At 29.2% G+C, this 16,241-nt stretch carries 13 protein-coding genes; 4 read left to right on the top strand and 9 right to left on the bottom strand.

The genetic code is table 11. The features are described 5' to 3' along the window. The 7 genes from GOQ27_RS08740 to GOQ27_RS08710 all read right to left on the bottom strand — a co-directional run bounded on the left by GOQ27_RS08740 (nt 1) and on the right by GOQ27_RS08710 (nt 8,473). Entirely contained in the window at nt 1–924 is a 924-nt protein-coding gene (locus GOQ27_RS08740; protein ID WP_203366471.1) for a hypothetical protein, read from the bottom strand. Between the two features lie 26 nt (nt 925–950). Next, nucleotides 951–1,571 (bottom strand): response regulator, encoded by a 621-nt coding sequence (locus tag GOQ27_RS17490; protein ID WP_203366470.1) that lies wholly within the window; start codon nt 1,569–1,571, stop codon nt 951–953. Then, nucleotides 1,568–3,277, bottom strand: coding sequence for a sensor histidine kinase (locus GOQ27_RS17485; protein ID WP_203366469.1), 1,710 nt, complete (start codon nt 3,275–3,277; stop codon nt 1,568–1,570). Before GOQ27_RS17485 ends, GOQ27_RS17490 begins: the two co-directional genes overlap by 4 nt. A 185-nt stretch (nt 3,278–3,462) precedes the next feature. Continuing rightward, a complete protein-coding gene (locus tag GOQ27_RS08725) occupies nt 3,463–4,062 on the bottom strand; it encodes an FMN-dependent NADH-azoreductase (RefSeq protein WP_203366468.1) in 600 nt (199 codons plus the stop codon). 84 nt (nt 4,063–4,146) lie between these two features. Next, nucleotides 4,147–6,513, bottom strand: coding sequence for an accessory Sec system translocase SecA2 (gene secA2, locus GOQ27_RS08720; protein WP_203366467.1), 2,367 nt, complete (start codon nt 6,511–6,513; stop codon nt 4,147–4,149). Between the two features lie 479 nt (nt 6,514–6,992). Then, nucleotides 6,993–7,706, bottom strand: a complete 714-nt coding sequence (locus tag GOQ27_RS08715) for a YaaA family protein (protein WP_203366466.1) — start codon at nt 7,704–7,706, stop codon at nt 6,993–6,995. Between the two features lie 11 nt (nt 7,707–7,717). Further along, nucleotides 7,718–8,473 carry an exodeoxyribonuclease III gene (locus tag GOQ27_RS08710; protein WP_203366465.1) on the bottom strand — a complete coding sequence of 252 codons (756 nt, stop codon included), beginning with the start codon at nt 8,471–8,473 and terminating at the stop codon, nt 7,718–7,720. A 225-nt stretch (nt 8,474–8,698) separates the two neighbouring features. Between GOQ27_RS08710 and GOQ27_RS08705 the strand changes: the two genes are divergently transcribed. From GOQ27_RS08705 to GOQ27_RS08695, 3 genes are read left to right on the top strand one after another with little or no spacing between them, the layout of a single operon-like run. Next, nucleotides 8,699–9,349 carry a cobalamin B12-binding domain-containing protein gene (locus GOQ27_RS08705; RefSeq protein WP_203366464.1) on the top strand — a complete coding sequence of 217 codons (651 nt, stop codon included), beginning with the start codon at nt 8,699–8,701 and terminating at the stop codon, nt 9,347–9,349. Next, a complete protein-coding gene (locus tag GOQ27_RS08700; RefSeq protein ID WP_203366463.1) occupies nt 9,346–10,503 on the top strand; it encodes an ABC transporter permease in 1,158 nt (385 codons plus the stop codon). The genes GOQ27_RS08705 and GOQ27_RS08700 overlap by 4 nt, the downstream gene beginning before the upstream one ends. Further along, on the top strand, nt 10,496–11,182 hold the full coding sequence (locus tag GOQ27_RS08695) for an ABC transporter ATP-binding protein (RefSeq protein ID WP_203366462.1): 687 nt from the start codon (nt 10,496–10,498) through the stop codon (nt 11,180–11,182). The genes GOQ27_RS08700 and GOQ27_RS08695 overlap by 8 nt, the downstream gene beginning before the upstream one ends. A gap of 34 nt (nt 11,183–11,216) precedes the next feature. Here the strand turns inward: GOQ27_RS08695 and GOQ27_RS08690 are convergent, their stop codons facing one another. Continuing rightward, nucleotides 11,217–13,121 carry an endonuclease MutS2 gene (locus GOQ27_RS08690; RefSeq protein WP_203366461.1) on the bottom strand — a complete coding sequence of 635 codons (1,905 nt, stop codon included), beginning with the start codon at nt 13,119–13,121 and terminating at the stop codon, nt 11,217–11,219. Between the two features lie 297 nt (nt 13,122–13,418). On the opposite strand from GOQ27_RS08690, the gene GOQ27_RS08685 reads away from it, so the two are divergent. After that, on the top strand, nt 13,419–14,081 hold the full coding sequence (locus GOQ27_RS08685; RefSeq protein WP_203366460.1) for an HAD family hydrolase: 663 nt from the start codon (nt 13,419–13,421) through the stop codon (nt 14,079–14,081). A gap of 30 nt (nt 14,082–14,111) precedes the next feature. On the opposite strand, the gene GOQ27_RS08680 is transcribed toward GOQ27_RS08685, so the two are convergent. Further along, complete coding sequence (locus GOQ27_RS08680; RefSeq protein ID WP_203366459.1) at nt 14,112–16,157, bottom strand: penicillin-binding transpeptidase domain-containing protein; 2,046 nt, start codon at nt 16,155–16,157, stop codon at nt 14,112–14,114. Nucleotides 16,158–16,241 lie beyond the last annotated feature (84 nt).

The following is a 16,241-nucleotide window of genomic DNA, read 5'->3' as shown; positions in this document are numbered from 1 at the left end:
TTATTCCGGTTTATCACTTTCATCTGGATTACTCGGTGTACTATCTTCCTCTAACTCTTCTGATTCACCAGAAGACCCATTTTCTCCACTATCACCAGTATCGTCACTACTATTGGAATTCCCATCTTCTTGGGAGTCTTCTGTGTTTTTTGAATTATCTAATTTTTCTTTCTGTTGTGTATCCTCTATACTATCTTCAGTATCTTTTTCTAAAACTTTATCCTTACTTTTATTTTCTTCACTTGACATTTGTTGTTTTTCTTTTGGATTAATATTTTCATCTGAAATGGTTGATTGAACTTGTGGTTCATCTTGTATCATTTCTATACTACCAGTTACAATTAAATCCTCTGTCCATTCAGTATCTCCTATTGCAATATTAAATGGAAGTTTTATTTCAAAAGTATATATACCAACATCTAATGAAGACTTAGGTGAATTTATTTGTATTTTTGGATTTCCAATATTACTATTATTATTTGGTGGTAACAATTTATTTTTTGGCTCAATTTTTGGAGATTGGAGATTTACTCTTACTTTAAGTCCATTATCAAATTGGAAATCCTTATATTCTTGCTGTGATCTTGTATATTTTACAGGTATAGAGCTATTATTGAATATACCAAATTGCACAAATCCCTTTTGATTTTCTTTTAAAGTCCCTGAAATATGTAGATGATTATTTTCTTTTCCATCCTTATCTCTTATATCTAAATTTAATTCTTTATCACTGTTCCCTTGTGGAGCAGTTTTAACATTCCCTATTTTTACAAACTCCACATTCATAGATGCAGTATTAATTCTTGCATCAATCTCTAACCTATCCGTCCAATAGGCATAGCTTACACCCACTAAGTTCATTAGTACTATAACCACTATAACTAAAATATACTTAGATTTAAATTTGCTCCTTCTCTTTGCCATATTTTCACCTCATCTTATTTTAAATCCTAATGTCCAAAATTTAATGTATTATTCACATACAATGCTGCTTCTGTTCTATGACTTAGTCGTAATTTTGATAATATATTACTTACATGCTTTTTCACTGTACTTTCTGATATAAAGAGATGATGGGCTATTTCTATATTGCTGAGTCCTTTACCTAACTCTTCTAGTACATCCTTTTCCCTAGGAGTTAATCCATCTAATTCTTTATTATGTTGATTACCCATTTGATATTTGATCACTTCAGGATCAAAGAACTTCTTACCCCTTGCTACAGTATGAATTCCATAGATAATATCTTCTGCAAAGGCTTCCTTTAATATGTATCCATCTACATTTAAAGATTGAGCCCTATTAAAATCTTCTATTTTTGATGATGAGGTTAATACAATGAATTTAGTCTTTATTCCTTTAGTTTTAGCTTTTTTAACTATCTCTAGACCATTTTCTCTGCCAAGATTCAAGTCTATTATAGTAATCTCCATATTTTCAGTAGTTAATATATTTATTGCTTCATCTATATTTGATGCTTCTTTAACCTTCTCTATCTTATCCTCAAAGGATAATGTTGCAGATATCCCCTTCCTAACTAATGGATGATCATCAACTACAAGTACTCTCACACAACTTCCTCCCTTTCAATAACATGTACATTAGGTACCTTAATACTTATGATAGTACCTCTTTCTTTTATGCTATCAAAATAAATTTGTCCTTTAAGCGAATTAACTAAATGATACATATTCTCTATCCCTATCCCTTTATCTTTCTTGTTTCTAATTTCTTTTATATCAAAACCCGTCCCATCATCTATTATCTCTAGCAGAGTTTGTTGTCTATATATATATAGATTAATATCTATATTTTTTGCCCCTCCATGTCTAATCCCATTACTTATCCCTTCTCTAATTACTCTATAAAATGCTTTTTTATGTAGTGTAGATAATACCTCACTCTTTCCTTGTACTTTAAATTTAATATTAATAGTAGTTAACCTTTTAATTTCATCTATATAGTTGTTTATATCTGAAATAAAATTATCTGATCCTTCTTTACTCCAGCTAAGTCCATATATGGTCTTTCTTAATTCTTTCATGGTATCATCTATAGAGCTTCTCATCTGGTTTAACTCTTCAGTGATATCTTCATTAGGGGCTTTCTTCTTTCTTTTCATTAAAGTAAATATGCCACAGGATATGCTAAATAGTCTTTGTAGCACACCATCATGTATCTCACTGGCTATCCTATTTTGTTCTTCAGCTTTTAAAAGTCTTCCATTCACTTCATCTAGCTCAAATCTTTCTAGAACTATTGAAGTTAACTCAGATAAAAACTTAAGTTGATAATACAAATCATTAATATCATTTTTCATAATATCTGTAGTATCTATCCCTAATACACCGTAACTTTTATCATGAGAATTTATCAAAGAAAAAAGATATGTATTATTCTCTATCTTTATTTCTATGGGAATTTGCGGTACTACCTCGATGTTGTTTATATCTAATATTTTAACTTTTAACTTCTCTAAAAAGATATTATCTATTCCCTCAGTATGTATTACTACTTCATCATTAGATCCTCCATATATACTAAATATAACCTGAGAAGATTTTGTTATCTTTTTAGTATAATTGATTATATGGTCTACTAAATTTTCTTTATCTTTTTGGTGAGAAAACAACTCTACCGCATGATAAAGTTCCATTGTATAATTCATAGATTCCTTTATTTTTTCATTGGCCAATAGTAATTGTTTATTTGTGTTCTCAAGTTTATTGCTCTTTTTCTTAATTTCTAATATATATTTAGATAGAAATCTAGCCAGAGCCGTTATAAGCACTAAACTTAAAATCAAATTTGACTCTTCCCATACTAGACCCATAAAGCTTCTTGTATTCGTAGTTATAAAAATGTCTGATATCGCTAAAGAAGCAAATAAATAAACAAATAAATTAATCCAACTATATAGTCTTTCTAACTCTATTGAGGTTATTAGTATAGTATTTAATGAGTACCATACAAAGGGGCTATTTATTCCCCCGGATGGGATTAAAATAATTGAGTTTCCTATTGTCTCTATTAATACTAAGAATTTAATTTGTATTTTTGACTCTCTATTTTTAATATACAAATAGTTAAGTATAAATGAGGATATAAATATACAAGCCACAATAAAACTTCTCTTATTAAAACTATGGTCGGTATTGCTAAATATGTAAAATAGAGAAGTAACTATTAAAGATAAATACCTATAGGCAATTAATATCTTTGTTTCTTCAGATTGTTTTTTATTAATATATAATATTTTTTCTAAAAGGTAACCCACCCTTAAATCAACCCCCTATGCTTTTGTTGTTCCTATCATTCTTATATAGTACAAGTATATTAACTATATCTAAATTATATGAGTCTATAGTCCTAAATTTCTTTCTTTATTAAGTATTACCATAATATAAAAAAGTATAAATAAAAAACCTAACTATTTTATAGTTAGGTTAAAGTTCTATTTAATTAGAATTCCCTTGCCATTCTTCTAGCTTCTTCATGACTTTCTAATATAGCCTCATCTAATGCTTCGGCTTCTAATACATTAGTTAATTCTAGTTTTAGTGTTTTTACATCATCAATTCCCATAAATCCTAGTATAGTTCTTATATATTTATCTCCTAATTCATGATCTGCTGATTTACCAGAGCTATATTCTCCTCCCCTAGAAACTACATGGATAGCTTTTCTAGGTCTATCCTTTAATAAACCTACTGCCCCATGATCTGTATACTTAAATGTAATATCTAAATATACTACATAATCAATATAGGCTTTTAAAATAGCTGGTATACTCATATTCCACATAGGTGCTGAAATAACATATTTATCTACTCCAGCAAATTGTCTAGCATACTCATATACTTCATTTAATTCTCCTGAAATCATTCCATCTACCATTTCTCTGTCTAAAAATTTAATCCCTTCTTCATATAAATCAAGGGTAATGATTTCATCCTTTGGATTATGTTTTTTGTATTCTTCTATGAACTCGTTTGAAAGCATTATAGTGTTTGATTCATCTTCTCTTTTTGGGTCTGCTTTAATATATAGAACTGTACTCATAATAATATCTCCTCTCATTAAATGATAAATACACTCTTAGTTATTATTCATTTTAGAGGAGAATATTATTACTTATTTTTTATTTTAATTAAAAATCTTTAGCAGTTTTTTGTATAAGGTTTTAGAGGATATAAAAGGCTTAGCTATAGCAGTACTGATACTTTTTACCACATCTTCTACATTGCTAAATTGGTTTTGACTATCATCTATTAAATATGTCCAGGTAGAAGATGGTATTTTCAATCGCTCTTTATCCATATCAATTCCATCTTTAGTTATTTCTGCTGTTTTAAATGTATTAACAATTGATATCTCGATTTCTTCTAACATCTTATCAAAAGATTCGATAGCAATTTTATGAAATTCATCCAAAGGATTCTTTTTACCTACCACTACTAGATGAATACTTTCCCTAATATAAGAGATGTATTCTAGATAATCTGCCCAGCATTTATTGATGTAATATAATGTAAGTTGTTTCTCAACTTTTTTAATAATATCCTTCCCTAATTCATCTTGAATTTCTTTATATTTTTCCGGTGATTTATTTGATAATAACTCTAAAGAAATTTTTTCTTCTAAAATCTCCCTTCGTTTTTTATGAATAATTGATCGTTGTTCTTCTAATATAAAGGAATACTTCATAAGCTGTCTTCTAATGTCTGAATTATAACCTTCTACTATCCTTTGGCCTCTATCTATATATTCTCTTATTTTATCATCTTCTATATTGAAATTTCTTTGTATTAATTTGGAGGGAATTAATTTATCTATTCGGTACTTTCTTATTAATTCATCTTCTAAGCTAACATAAAATCTACTTTCTCCCGGCTCTCCTTGACGTCCAGCTCTTCCTCTAAGTTGGTTATCTATTCTTCTACTCTCATTGAGGTTAGTGCCTAGAATGTATAATCCTCCTAAGGAGATTATCTTTTCTTTATTCTTCTCATTCTTTCCTCCAAGCTTTATATCCACCCCTCTCCCAGCCATGTTAGTGGATACTGTGATGGCACCTAATTCTCCTGCTTTTGCTATTATATCTGCCTCTATTTCATCATTCTTAGCATTGATCACATTACAACTTAACCTGTTATTTCTTAATTCCATAGCCAGATTCTCTGATTCTTCTACACTTCCTGTACCAATAAGAATTGGTCTCATCTTTTCATGCTCTTTTTTTATATCATGAAGTATAGCATGCTTCTTTGTATGGATATCCTTAAATATATAGTGAGGTTTATCTTTTCTAATAAAAGTTTTATTTGTTGGTATAATCACGACATCCTTACCATAGAACTCATCAAGCTCTCTTGCGGCACTATGAGCTGTACCAGTCATCCCTGCTACTTTTGGGTATAGATTAATAAAATATTGCAAAGGAATAGAACCAAGGATTTTACCCTTTGAACTTGATTTTATGCCTTCCTTTGCCTCTACAGCATCTTGTAGATTGTCAGGCCAGCTTCTCTTATCAGATACTCTTCCTGTAAACTCATCTACAATTTCTACCTTATTATTTCTTACTATATAATGTTTATCCTTTTGCAAAAGAACTTCAGCATGTAGAGCAGAGTTTACACGGGTAAGAAGCTCTAAGTTCTTATCCTCATAAAGATTATCACATCCTAATCTATACTCCATCTTTGATAAACCTTCTTCTGTTAGGGTTATTTCCATTCCATATTCATTTAATTCATAATCCTTTATTGGATGTAATTCTTTAATTAAATTAGATAAATAGCTATAATTCTCGGTAGTGTTATCAAACTTACCTGCTATTACTAAAGGAACTCTGGCTTCATCAATAAGTATGGAGTCAGCTTCGTCTATTATTGCATAATTAAATGGCCTGTGAACTATATCTTTCTTATCTATAGCTAAAAAATCTCTTAAATAATCAAAACCAGACTCCTTAGCACTAAGATAGGTGATATGGGCTAAATATCCTTTTTTCCTTTCATTCTTACTCATCTTTTCTGTTATAAAACTGACTTCTATTCCTAAAAACTTATACACATTTCCCATCCACTCAGCATCTCTAGCAGCTAAATAATCATTATATGTTAATATGTGAACCCCCTTGCCAGTTAGTCCATTAAGATAGGCAGGCATTATGGCGGATAAGGTTTTTCCTTCTCCAGTTTTCATCTCCACAATTTTCCCTCTATCTAAGGCTGCTCCCGCTAAAATTTGTGTATCAAAGGGGTACATTCCCAATACTCTTCTTGATGTTTCCCTCACTAGGGAGAATGCATCTACTATAATATCATCAGTAGATATTTTAGCTTTTCTTTTTAGTATTTCTGATTTTTCCTTTAGTTGATTGTCTGTTAAATTCTTTAAATTAATATTGTTTACTCTATCAAGAACTTTTATATATTCAGCTATATTATAGTTTACAGGACTATCTATGTTATTTATAAAATTTGAAATCTTTGATATTGTGGGCATAAAAAACCTCCTAAAAATAATTAAATTTATTTATGATAAATAAATGCATTTATGTATAAATGCATCATCATAATAAAACAAATTCTTAAACTATTTTTAGAAAGTTTTAGATAATTTTAATGTATTAAGTCTTATAATTATTAGATTATTAAGTAAGACTATAATATTAAGGTTGATAATAATATGATTAGATGTATTTATAAACCTATTTATAATATTAGAGAGATTTATAAACCATTCTTTTAAATATGTTAAGGAGTATGTGATATCTTTATTTAATGCACTAAATAATTCTAATAAAGAGCATGATAATGGAGCTTTATTAGAAAAAAGTAACATATTACTAATAAAGCCTATGCTTATTATTAAATAACTATATATAATTAATATTATAGACATTAATATAGGCACCATTTTCTTTGCTCCTTTTTAATTAGGTTATCTTAATTATATCATATTATTTCTAGCTATACTCTCATTTATCTAGTAAAAACTAATACATCTTCTCGAGATAATTCTTTATTCAATGTGTAACTGTCTTCATTAAATTTCTTCAAACTTTCTATATCTTTAATTTTATTTTTTATAATATAATTTAGCATCTTTCCCCTAGCTTGTTTAGCATAGGTACCTATGGTTTTATATTTTCCTTCTTTTGATTTTTCTTTAAATTCTATTGTTATCATAGGTCTTTTTATAAGTTTACTAAATTCTTTAGAAGCTAAGTTTAAAATCAGTTCATCTTTTTGAAATAGATTTGTTATATCTTCTCCCCAATAGGAATAAAGGGTTTGATTATCAAATACTTTACATTTCATATCTAATCTATAAGAATTTATTTTATCAAAGGGTTTTAATATACCATATAGGGCTGAAAGAATATATAGATGTTTATCTAAAAACTCATATTCCTTTTCTCCATAGTTTTCTATATCTAGTCCCTTAAATAGCTGGCCCGTATATGCGAGTATTGCTGCAGTGGATTCAGAATTCTTGTAATCTTGATAATTATCATAGGTTTCTTGTAATAAATTTCCTTTAACATTTAACCTATCTGATAATTCAGGTTTACTAAATCCTTGTATTCTTTCTACTATTTTATCTGACTTTTCTTTAAATAAAGGATTCGTTATTCTCTTATCCATACCTCTAGTGAAATCTTGAGTTTTGCTAGGTGATATTATTATCTTCATATTTTATCCACCTATAGGTTTACTTCTAAGGCCACAGGACAGTGATCACTACCCATTATCTCTGAATGAATTTGAGAGTCTATTAGGGAATCCTTTAATCTTTCTGAAGTTATAAAGTAATCGATTCTCCATCCAGAGTTTCTTTCTCTAGCTTTTCTCATATAAGACCACCAACTATAAGCATCCTCTTTATCAGGATAAAAATATCTAAAAGTATCAATAAAGTTTGAATCTAAAAGTTCAGTCATTTTTCCTCTCTCTTCATCACTAAATCCAGCATTTTTTCTATTATTTTTTGGATTTTTTAAGTCAATTTCATTATGGGCTACATTTAAGTCACCACATAATATTACTGGCTTTTTCTTATCTAACTCATTTAGATGATTTCTAAAGTCATCTTCCCAGTTCATTCTATAGTCAATTCTAGCCAAACCTCTTTGAGAATTTGGAGTGTATACATTAACTAAAAAGAATTTCTCATATTCTAAAGTAATTACTCTTCCTTCTTTATCATGCTCTTCAATTCCTAAATCCTTTTGTACTGATATAGGTTTCTCTTTTGAAAATACAGCTGTACCTGAATATCCTTTCTTCTCAGCATAATTCCAATACTGATGATATCCTTCTAATTCTAAATCTATTTGTCCTTCCTGAAGTTTTATCTCCTGTAAACAGAATATATCTGCATCTACCCCTTTAAAATATTCTAAAAAGCCTTTTTTTACACAAGCTCTAAGCCCATTAACATTCCATGACACTAATTTCATATTTCCGCCTCCTAAAACTAATTAATAATATTATTGTACCAGTCTCTATCTTTTCTTACCACATTATTTAGGAATCTATCAAAAATATTAAAAAAATATTCTGTTCTGTGATATTCCTATTCTTTTTGTGGTATTAATATTAAATACATTTAAATTACACATCCAATATCACGTAATGTGTTTATATTTGTTGATTATATTTAAATTATCTTGGGGAGTGATTTTATGAAAGATTTTTATGATGAGTTTCTTCTATATCTTAAAGAAGAAAATAGGAAAAAAGCTTTAGACCTTATTATTAAGAAACTTAATGATAGGGAGATTGATATAGTAACTTTATATACTAAAGTACTTACTCCATCTTTAAATGAATTTAAAGAAGATCAAGGAGATGGTTATTATATTTGGAAAGAGCATGTTAGAAGCTCTATCATTAGGACCATAATAGAAAATTGCTACCCTTATGTTATAAAAGAGAGAGATTCTAAATATGGAATTCAAACTAATAAAAGAGTGGCTATAGTATGCCCTGCAGAAGAATATCATGAGATAGGCGCAAGAATGATCACAGATTTCTTTACCTTAGCTGGTTATGACTCAATATTTGTAGGTAGCAATACACCTACCAAGGAATTTTTAAATGCATTAGAAAAGATTGATTTAGATTATATATCTATTAGTGTATCTAATTATTATAATCTAATTGGGACCTATAGAGCTATAGAAGAAATAAAGAGAACTGAAAACAAGGTAAATATAATAGTTGGAGGAAATGCTTTTAAAAATAATAGAGTTGATTACAAGGAATTAGGAGCAGATATGCAACTAAATACCTTTGAAGACATACTTGATTTAGCTAAGGAGGATAGAAAATGAGACTTCCCTTTAAAATTGCAGTAAGATTCTTAAAATCTAATAAAGGTCAAACAATACTAATAGCCTTAGGTATTGCAGTAGGAGTATCTGTTCAAATTTTTATAGGCTCATTAATTCAAGGTCTACAAAAAGATTTGGTGGATACTACTATAGGAAACTCTTCTCAGATAACAATAAAATCTGATACAGAAGATGGTTATATAACAAATTATAAAGAAAAACTAAAAGAAATAGAAGCTTCTGATGATAGAATAAAAAACCTTTCAGTAGTTGTTGATGGTCCTGCCTTAACCCAAGGAGGTAATAAAAACTATTCTCTACTGATTAGAGGATTCAATATAGAAGACTCTAATAAAATATACGAAATAACTGATAGAATTTATGAAGGAGAAAAACCTAGAGATAAATATGATGCTCTAATAGGTAAAGATCTAAAAGAAGAATTGGGAGTTAAAATAGGAGATACAATAGATATTGTCACTAATTCAGGAAAGTCTAAAGAAATGATGATAACAGGATTTTTTGACCTTAAGGTTGCATCTATAAATGAGTCTTGGATGATTACTACTTTAGATACTTCTCAAGACCTATTTGCTATACAAGATAAGATAACCAGCATAGAAATGCAAGTTAGTGATGTGTTTGAATCTGATACCATTGCTGATAAAATAGAGAAGAATTTAGAGTCTAATTTAGAAATAACCAATTGGAAAGCACAAAATGAGGAGCTTTTAAGTGGTCTAAATGGTCAAAGTGTTTCCAGTCTTATGATCCAAGTATTTGTAATGATTGCTGTAGTTCTAGGAATAGCTAGTGTGCTAGCTATAACAGTAATACAAAAATCTAAACAATTAGGAATATTAAAAGCTATGGGAATAAAGGATAGAACAGCCAGCCTTATATTTTTATTTGAGGGACTTTTACTAGGTATTATTGGTGCTATATTAGGAGTAGCTTTAGGACTTTTATTAAGCTTCTTATTTACAAAATTTGCTGTTAATCCCGATGGAACCCCAGTAGTTAGTCTATATATTGACTATACATTTATTGCAATATCCACATTGATAGCAATATCATCTGCTATAGTAGCAGCATTAATTCCAGCAAGACGTTCATCAAAACTTAATCCAATAGAGGTGATCAGAAATGGGTGATATACTCCAAATAAAAAACATTGATAAAATATATGGTACTAAGGTCAAAACAAAAGTGCTACATGATATAAGTTTATCCTTTAAGGAAGGATCTTTTAATTCAATAATAGGGGCATCCGGGAGTGGTAAAAGTACTCTATTAAATATAATTGGTACTTTAGATAAACCTAGTAATGGAGAAGTTTATATTAATGGAAAAAGAACTGACACTATGAAGAAAAATGAACTCTCTGATTTAAGAAATCAAGCAATAGGATTTATATTTCAGTTCCATTATCTTCTTCCAGAATTCACAGCTTTAGAAAATGTACTTCTTCCCTATAGAATAGGTAACTCTAAACCTTCTAAGGAGATAATAAATAGAGCTAATGAATTAATGGATTTTGTTGGATTGTCTAAAGTAAAAAACAATCTTGCAACAGATATGTCCGGAGGGCAACAACAAAGAACTGCCGTTGCAAGGGCCCTCATAAACAGACCAAAGATTATATTAGCGGATGAACCTACAGGTAATCTTGACTCAGAATCTACAGAAAATGTATATAGTCTATTAAGAGAGATGAGTAAGGAATCAAATACTACCTTTATTGTGATAACCCACGATAGAAAGATTGCTGAAAGAACAGATAGAATTATTGAATTAAAAGATGGTAAAGTACACATGGATATGAATAAATAAACTAAGGACCATACTTATAAGTATGGTCCTTAGTTTATTTATTTTTGATTTCTTTATATATTTTTTTTAATGCTTTTTTAGAGCCTCTTTCAATGTCCCGCTCTAACTTTCTCTTTTCATAAGAAACAAATAAGGAATCCAAATCATATCCTTCTGGATATAATAGTTCTCTTTTTATGGAGAGTTCTACCCTTCTAATGTTCAAAGTGATAAAATCATCATCTACCATTAATTCAATATTATTATATTTATCCTTTTCTTTATAAACAATAGCTTCTTCATCAGTCTCTAGAATCTTTACCTTATCTCCTACCCTTAATTCTTCTTCTCTATTGCCATCAGAATTTTCATCTATTACTATAGATTTTTTTCTAGTTTTATTATCCTTAAGGATATCATAGTTATATTGTTTATTCTCTATATATGACTTCGCCCTCTTTAGTACCCCATCATTTATACCCATTCTTTTAGATATCCATAATGCATTACTTTCTCCCCCTTCACCAATAACTAGTTTATATAGGGGTTCTAATGTTTCTGGATTAAATACCATATGAGCATTCTGAAAATCAGGATGATCCTCAGCATAATTTTTAATTTCACCATAATGGGTTGTAGATACAGTTATAGCTCCTTTTTTATATAGTTCTTCTAATATAGCTATAGCCAATCCAGCTCCTTCATTTGGCTCTGTTCCTGTACCAATTTCATCAAATAAAACTAATGATGCCTTATTAGTTTTACTCATAATATCTGATATATTCTTCATATGAGAAGAAAAAGTACTTAGAGCATTTTCTATGCTTTGATTATCCCCTATATCCACAAATACATTGTCAAAAACAGATATTTCTGTTTCTTCTTCTGCTGGTATATGGAATCCTGATTGAACTGCCAAGGTCAATAACCCTACAGTTTTTAGAGCTATAGTTTTTCCTCCTGCATTAGGTCCTGTTATTACTAAAGATCTAAAGTCATTTCCTATAGTGAAATCTAATGGAACACAATCCTCTTCCAGTAATGGATGTTTTCCTTTTATAATATTTATATATCCATAGGAATTAATGTTTGGTTCTATGCCTTTTATTTTATTACTGTATTTGGCTTTAGCAAAAATCATATCATATTGACTAATTAACTCTAGATTTATACTTATGCGTCTTATCTTTTCATATATTAAGCCTGTTAAATAGGCTAAAATTTGATATTCTTCTAGCTTTTCTTCATATCTTAAAGAACTCAGTTCATTATTTAATTTAGATACTGAATTAGGCTCTATAAATACAGTAGATCCTTTAGTTGAGACATCTATAACTGTACCATTTATTTTGTTCTTATAGGATGATTTTATTGGAATTACGTATTTCTCATTCCTTTTACTAATATAAAATTCCTGTATATATTTTTTATAGGTTTGAGATGTTAAATATTTATTTAATTTCTCTTGTATTTTTTCTTCTATATTGTCTATCTTTCTCCTTACCCTATTTAATTCTTTACTGGCAGAAGAATCAACTCTATTATTCCTAATTGCCTGATTTATCTCTTCTTCAATATCTCTAAACTCACTTAATGATAGAGCATATTCACTTAATGTTGGAGCATAAAATACTTGTTCTATCATGAATTTCTTAATCCTTCTGCAACCTCTTAGAAAGTCAGATATTTTTAGCATTTCACTTGGATCTAATTGTCCAACTTTATCCACTTTATCTATTAAATTATTAATATCATATATACCATCAAAGGGTATATGGTTAGAATTATTAAATATATTTTTCGCCTCTGAGGTTTCATCTAACCTCTTCTTTATCACATCTATATTCATATGGGGCGTGAGATTGTCGATTAATTCTTTTCCTAATCCACTTATACAGAACTCTTTTACTTTTTCTTTTAATTTGTTATATTCTAAAGTTTTCAATGTATTATTATTCAATTATACTTCCTCCTATATTTATAAGTCTTCTTAAATATAGATGACGACTTAATAAATAAGGACACGTTAATTAACTAGTTAAACGTACTTATTTATTAAGTCGTCTAACTCCCACACTCAACATATTTGTGTAATTTGTATTAAACATAAATCACTACTCCTTTTCTCAATATTCTGATTTATACTTATTATCTCATGTATTCTATACAATTATCAAGCAAATAGTTATAATTAGCCTAATAAATAGTGTTATGATAAAATTTAATAAAGACAAATTAAACAAAGGAGAGAAAAATTATGAGCTCATTAATATTTTTTGACATAAATGGTACGATAATAAAAAGAGATAATCGGACAGATATACCCTATAATAATGCTATCGATCAATATTTAAATGTAGAAAATGGAATGGATGAAATAGATACTTCTGCCCGTTCAGATAAAGATGTTTTTATGGAAGTACTAGATAAGTATGGACAAGAGTTTTCTGAGGAGAAATGGAATGGATTTCTTCAAGTTTACAGAGAACAATTGGAAGAATTTAAGACAACAAATGTGTGGAGAGAAAATGCAGATGCAAAGAGCATTTTAGAGAAACTCTCTAAAACAAATCATAAATTATCCTTAATAACTGGTGAATTAAGTATAGGAGCCCAATATAAACTAGGGAAAATAGGAGTGTGGAAGTATTTCCCTACCGGGGGATTTGGAGAAAATGGACTAAAAAGATTTGATATAGCAGATAACGCCTTAAGTAAAGCTAAGGATCTATACGGAAATAAATTTGATGAAGTCTACGTTATAGGTGATACAATTCTAGACATTAAAACAGCTAGACACTTAGGGGCTAAGATAATATCAATAACTACAGGATCAAACACTAGGGAAGAATTACTCGCTGAAAATCCTGATTATATTATTGATAAGTTTGAAGAAATTGAAGATTTATTTATAAAATAGTAAAAAGGAAAGGAGACCCTTTCCTTTTTACTATTTATTATTTAAATAATATTCTATTATATTTTTTACCTTTGGTACTACATAGTGACTTTGTCCTCTATCTTTAACTTTTTCTATGATCATAGATACTACTATCTTCGGATCTTCAGTATTCATAGCTACAAACCATCCATTTTCTTCGCTATCCTTATCTTCTAAAGATTTCTTTAATTCTGCTGTTCCGGTTTTGCCAGCTAATTCTATACCCTGAATCTTAGCATCATTTCCTGTTCCATCATTATTTTCTATTGCTTGAATAAGTCCTTCTTTTATTGTAGTTATACTTTCTTTAGATACTACATTTTCCTTCCATATTTCAGGATTTAAATCTTCTTTTACTTCTAATAAAGGATTCATCATATTTCCATCATTTACTATAGAACTATATACTAAAGATACATGTAAAGGGCTCATAAGAACTTCTCCTTGTCCATATCCCGTACTGGCTAACAAAGTATCTTTATTAATTACTTCATCATTTGCTATTTGAGATTTTTGGATTGGGTAGTCTATTGGTAACTTTTCACTAAACCCAAATTTTTCTGCATCTTTCATAAATTTATCTCCGCCAATATCTAAAGCAGCTCTTGCAAAATATATGTTATCTGAGTAAATAAAGGCATCAGTTAAATCTACTTGAGATTTTTTTTCACTAACTCTAGTAACTTTGTAGTCACCCCATGATCCATCTGGTTGCCACTGCTTACCTTCTATATTTATTTTTTCATTCGGATCTATTACTCCTTTATCCAACCCAATAGCTGCAGTGATTAATTTAAAAGTAGAACCAGGAGAATATGCATTGTTAAATCTATTTTGGAATTCATCTACATCGTTACTATTCCACTCTTCCCTTTGACTATTTGTTATATAAGTACTAAATAAATTTGAGTCAAAAGAAGGTGAACTTACTAAAGCTAATATTTCTCCTGTTTTGGGGTCTATTGCTGTGGATGCTCCAGCATCTTTATTCATTTCTTTATATATCTCTTTTTGTAAGTCTGAGTCTATTGTTAGTTTGATATTTTCTCCATCCACTGGTTGACTTTTTGCTATGATTACTCGCTCAAATTCTTCACCATTTTGGCGCTTTGATATATATATTTCCTTTCCATCTTTAGCTCTAAGACGTTTTTCATATACTTCCTCTAAACCTGTCTTTCCTATCAAGCTATAAGTAGTATATCCTTCTTCCTTTAATTCTTCTAATTCCTCTGCTGTGATGGGCTTTATATATCCTATTAAAGCTCCTAAGGCTTCTCCTGCTGGATATATTCTTCCATCTAACTTTTCAGACTTCACTCCATCTATCTCTGATAACTGAGATAATATCTCACTACTTGAAGCAGAGATTTTTACTATCGGTACAAAATGATCAGGATTTGTATTCTTACTTAACTTATCTTCTATACGACTGGCATCTATATCTAAAATCTCTGCCATTTTTAATATATTTGATTCTTTATTTTCTTCAAATACTTTAGGATGTATACCAAGACTTAATATAGTTCCATTTACTGCTAATCCATTATCATTCCTATCATATATCTCTCCTCTACTAGCCGTCAGAGTATTAACTCTTACTATATCACCTGAAGACATCTGAGGAAATATTAAGCTTTCATTCCATTCAATAGCCCATACTTTCTCATTGTCAACTTCTTCTTCTATCATATTTACTTGATAATCATTGATATCTACAGTTCCAGCAGTAGTGTCCATTTTAATTGAAAAAGATATTGGGTTTTCTTCTTCATCCTTATCATCATTTAATTCTATAGATATATTATCAGCTCCAATTCCATCATATATATTCTTATACCTATCTATGAATTCTTCTTTTGAAATATACTCTTTAGAATCGGTGGATAGCATTTCATACATTTCTTCATAGTTATTATTCTCCCATTTTTCTTTATAAACATTAAATGCCTCTTTAGCAGTTTGTTTATCACACCCTGTAAAAATAATAGATATCATCAATATTAGTATAATACCTAATGAAATTGTTAGTTTATTTTTATAATGTCTTATCATCAATATTCCCTCCACATCTTTGTATTAATCTATGATAATATTGTATATCATACTAGGATATATTTCTAATAAAAAGAAATATAA

It is taken from the genome of Anaeromonas frigoriresistens, assembly GCF_016820655.1.
Classification (GTDB): domain Bacteria; phylum Bacillota; class Clostridia; order Tissierellales; family SIT17; genus Anaeromonas; species Anaeromonas frigoriresistens.
Note: the sequence above shows the minus strand (reverse complement) of the source record. Positions and strands in the feature narration are given on the sequence as shown.

Bases quoted from the DNA above. Each gene is read 5' to 3' on its own strand.
- GOQ27_RS08685 (WP_203366460.1), top strand. From the start codon at position 13,419: ATGAGCTCATTAATATTTTTTGACATAAATGGTACGATAATAAAAAGA.
- GOQ27_RS08725 (WP_203366468.1), bottom strand. From the start codon at position 4,062: ATGAGTACAGTTCTATATATTAAAGCAGACCCAAAAAGAGAAGATGAA.
- GOQ27_RS08700 (WP_203366463.1), top strand. From the start codon at position 9,346: ATGAGACTTCCCTTTAAAATTGCAGTAAGATTCTTAAAATCTAATAAA.
- GOQ27_RS08680 (WP_203366459.1), bottom strand. From the start codon at position 16,157: ATGATAAGACATTATAAAAATAAACTAACAATTTCATTAGGTATTATA.
- GOQ27_RS08705 (WP_203366464.1), top strand. From the start codon at position 8,699: ATGAAAGATTTTTATGATGAGTTTCTTCTATATCTTAAAGAAGAAAAT.
- secA2 (WP_203366467.1), bottom strand. From the start codon at position 6,513: ATGCCCACAATATCAAAGATTTCAAATTTTATAAATAACATAGATAGT.
- GOQ27_RS08710 (WP_203366465.1), bottom strand. From the start codon at position 8,473: ATGAAATTAGTGTCATGGAATGTTAATGGGCTTAGAGCTTGTGTAAAA.
- GOQ27_RS08715 (WP_203366466.1), bottom strand. From the start codon at position 7,706: ATGAAGATAATAATATCACCTAGCAAAACTCAAGATTTCACTAGAGGT.
- GOQ27_RS08695 (WP_203366462.1), top strand. From the start codon at position 10,496: ATGGGTGATATACTCCAAATAAAAAACATTGATAAAATATATGGTACT.
- GOQ27_RS08740 (WP_203366471.1), bottom strand. From the start codon at position 924: ATGGCAAAGAGAAGGAGCAAATTTAAATCTAAGTATATTTTAGTTATA.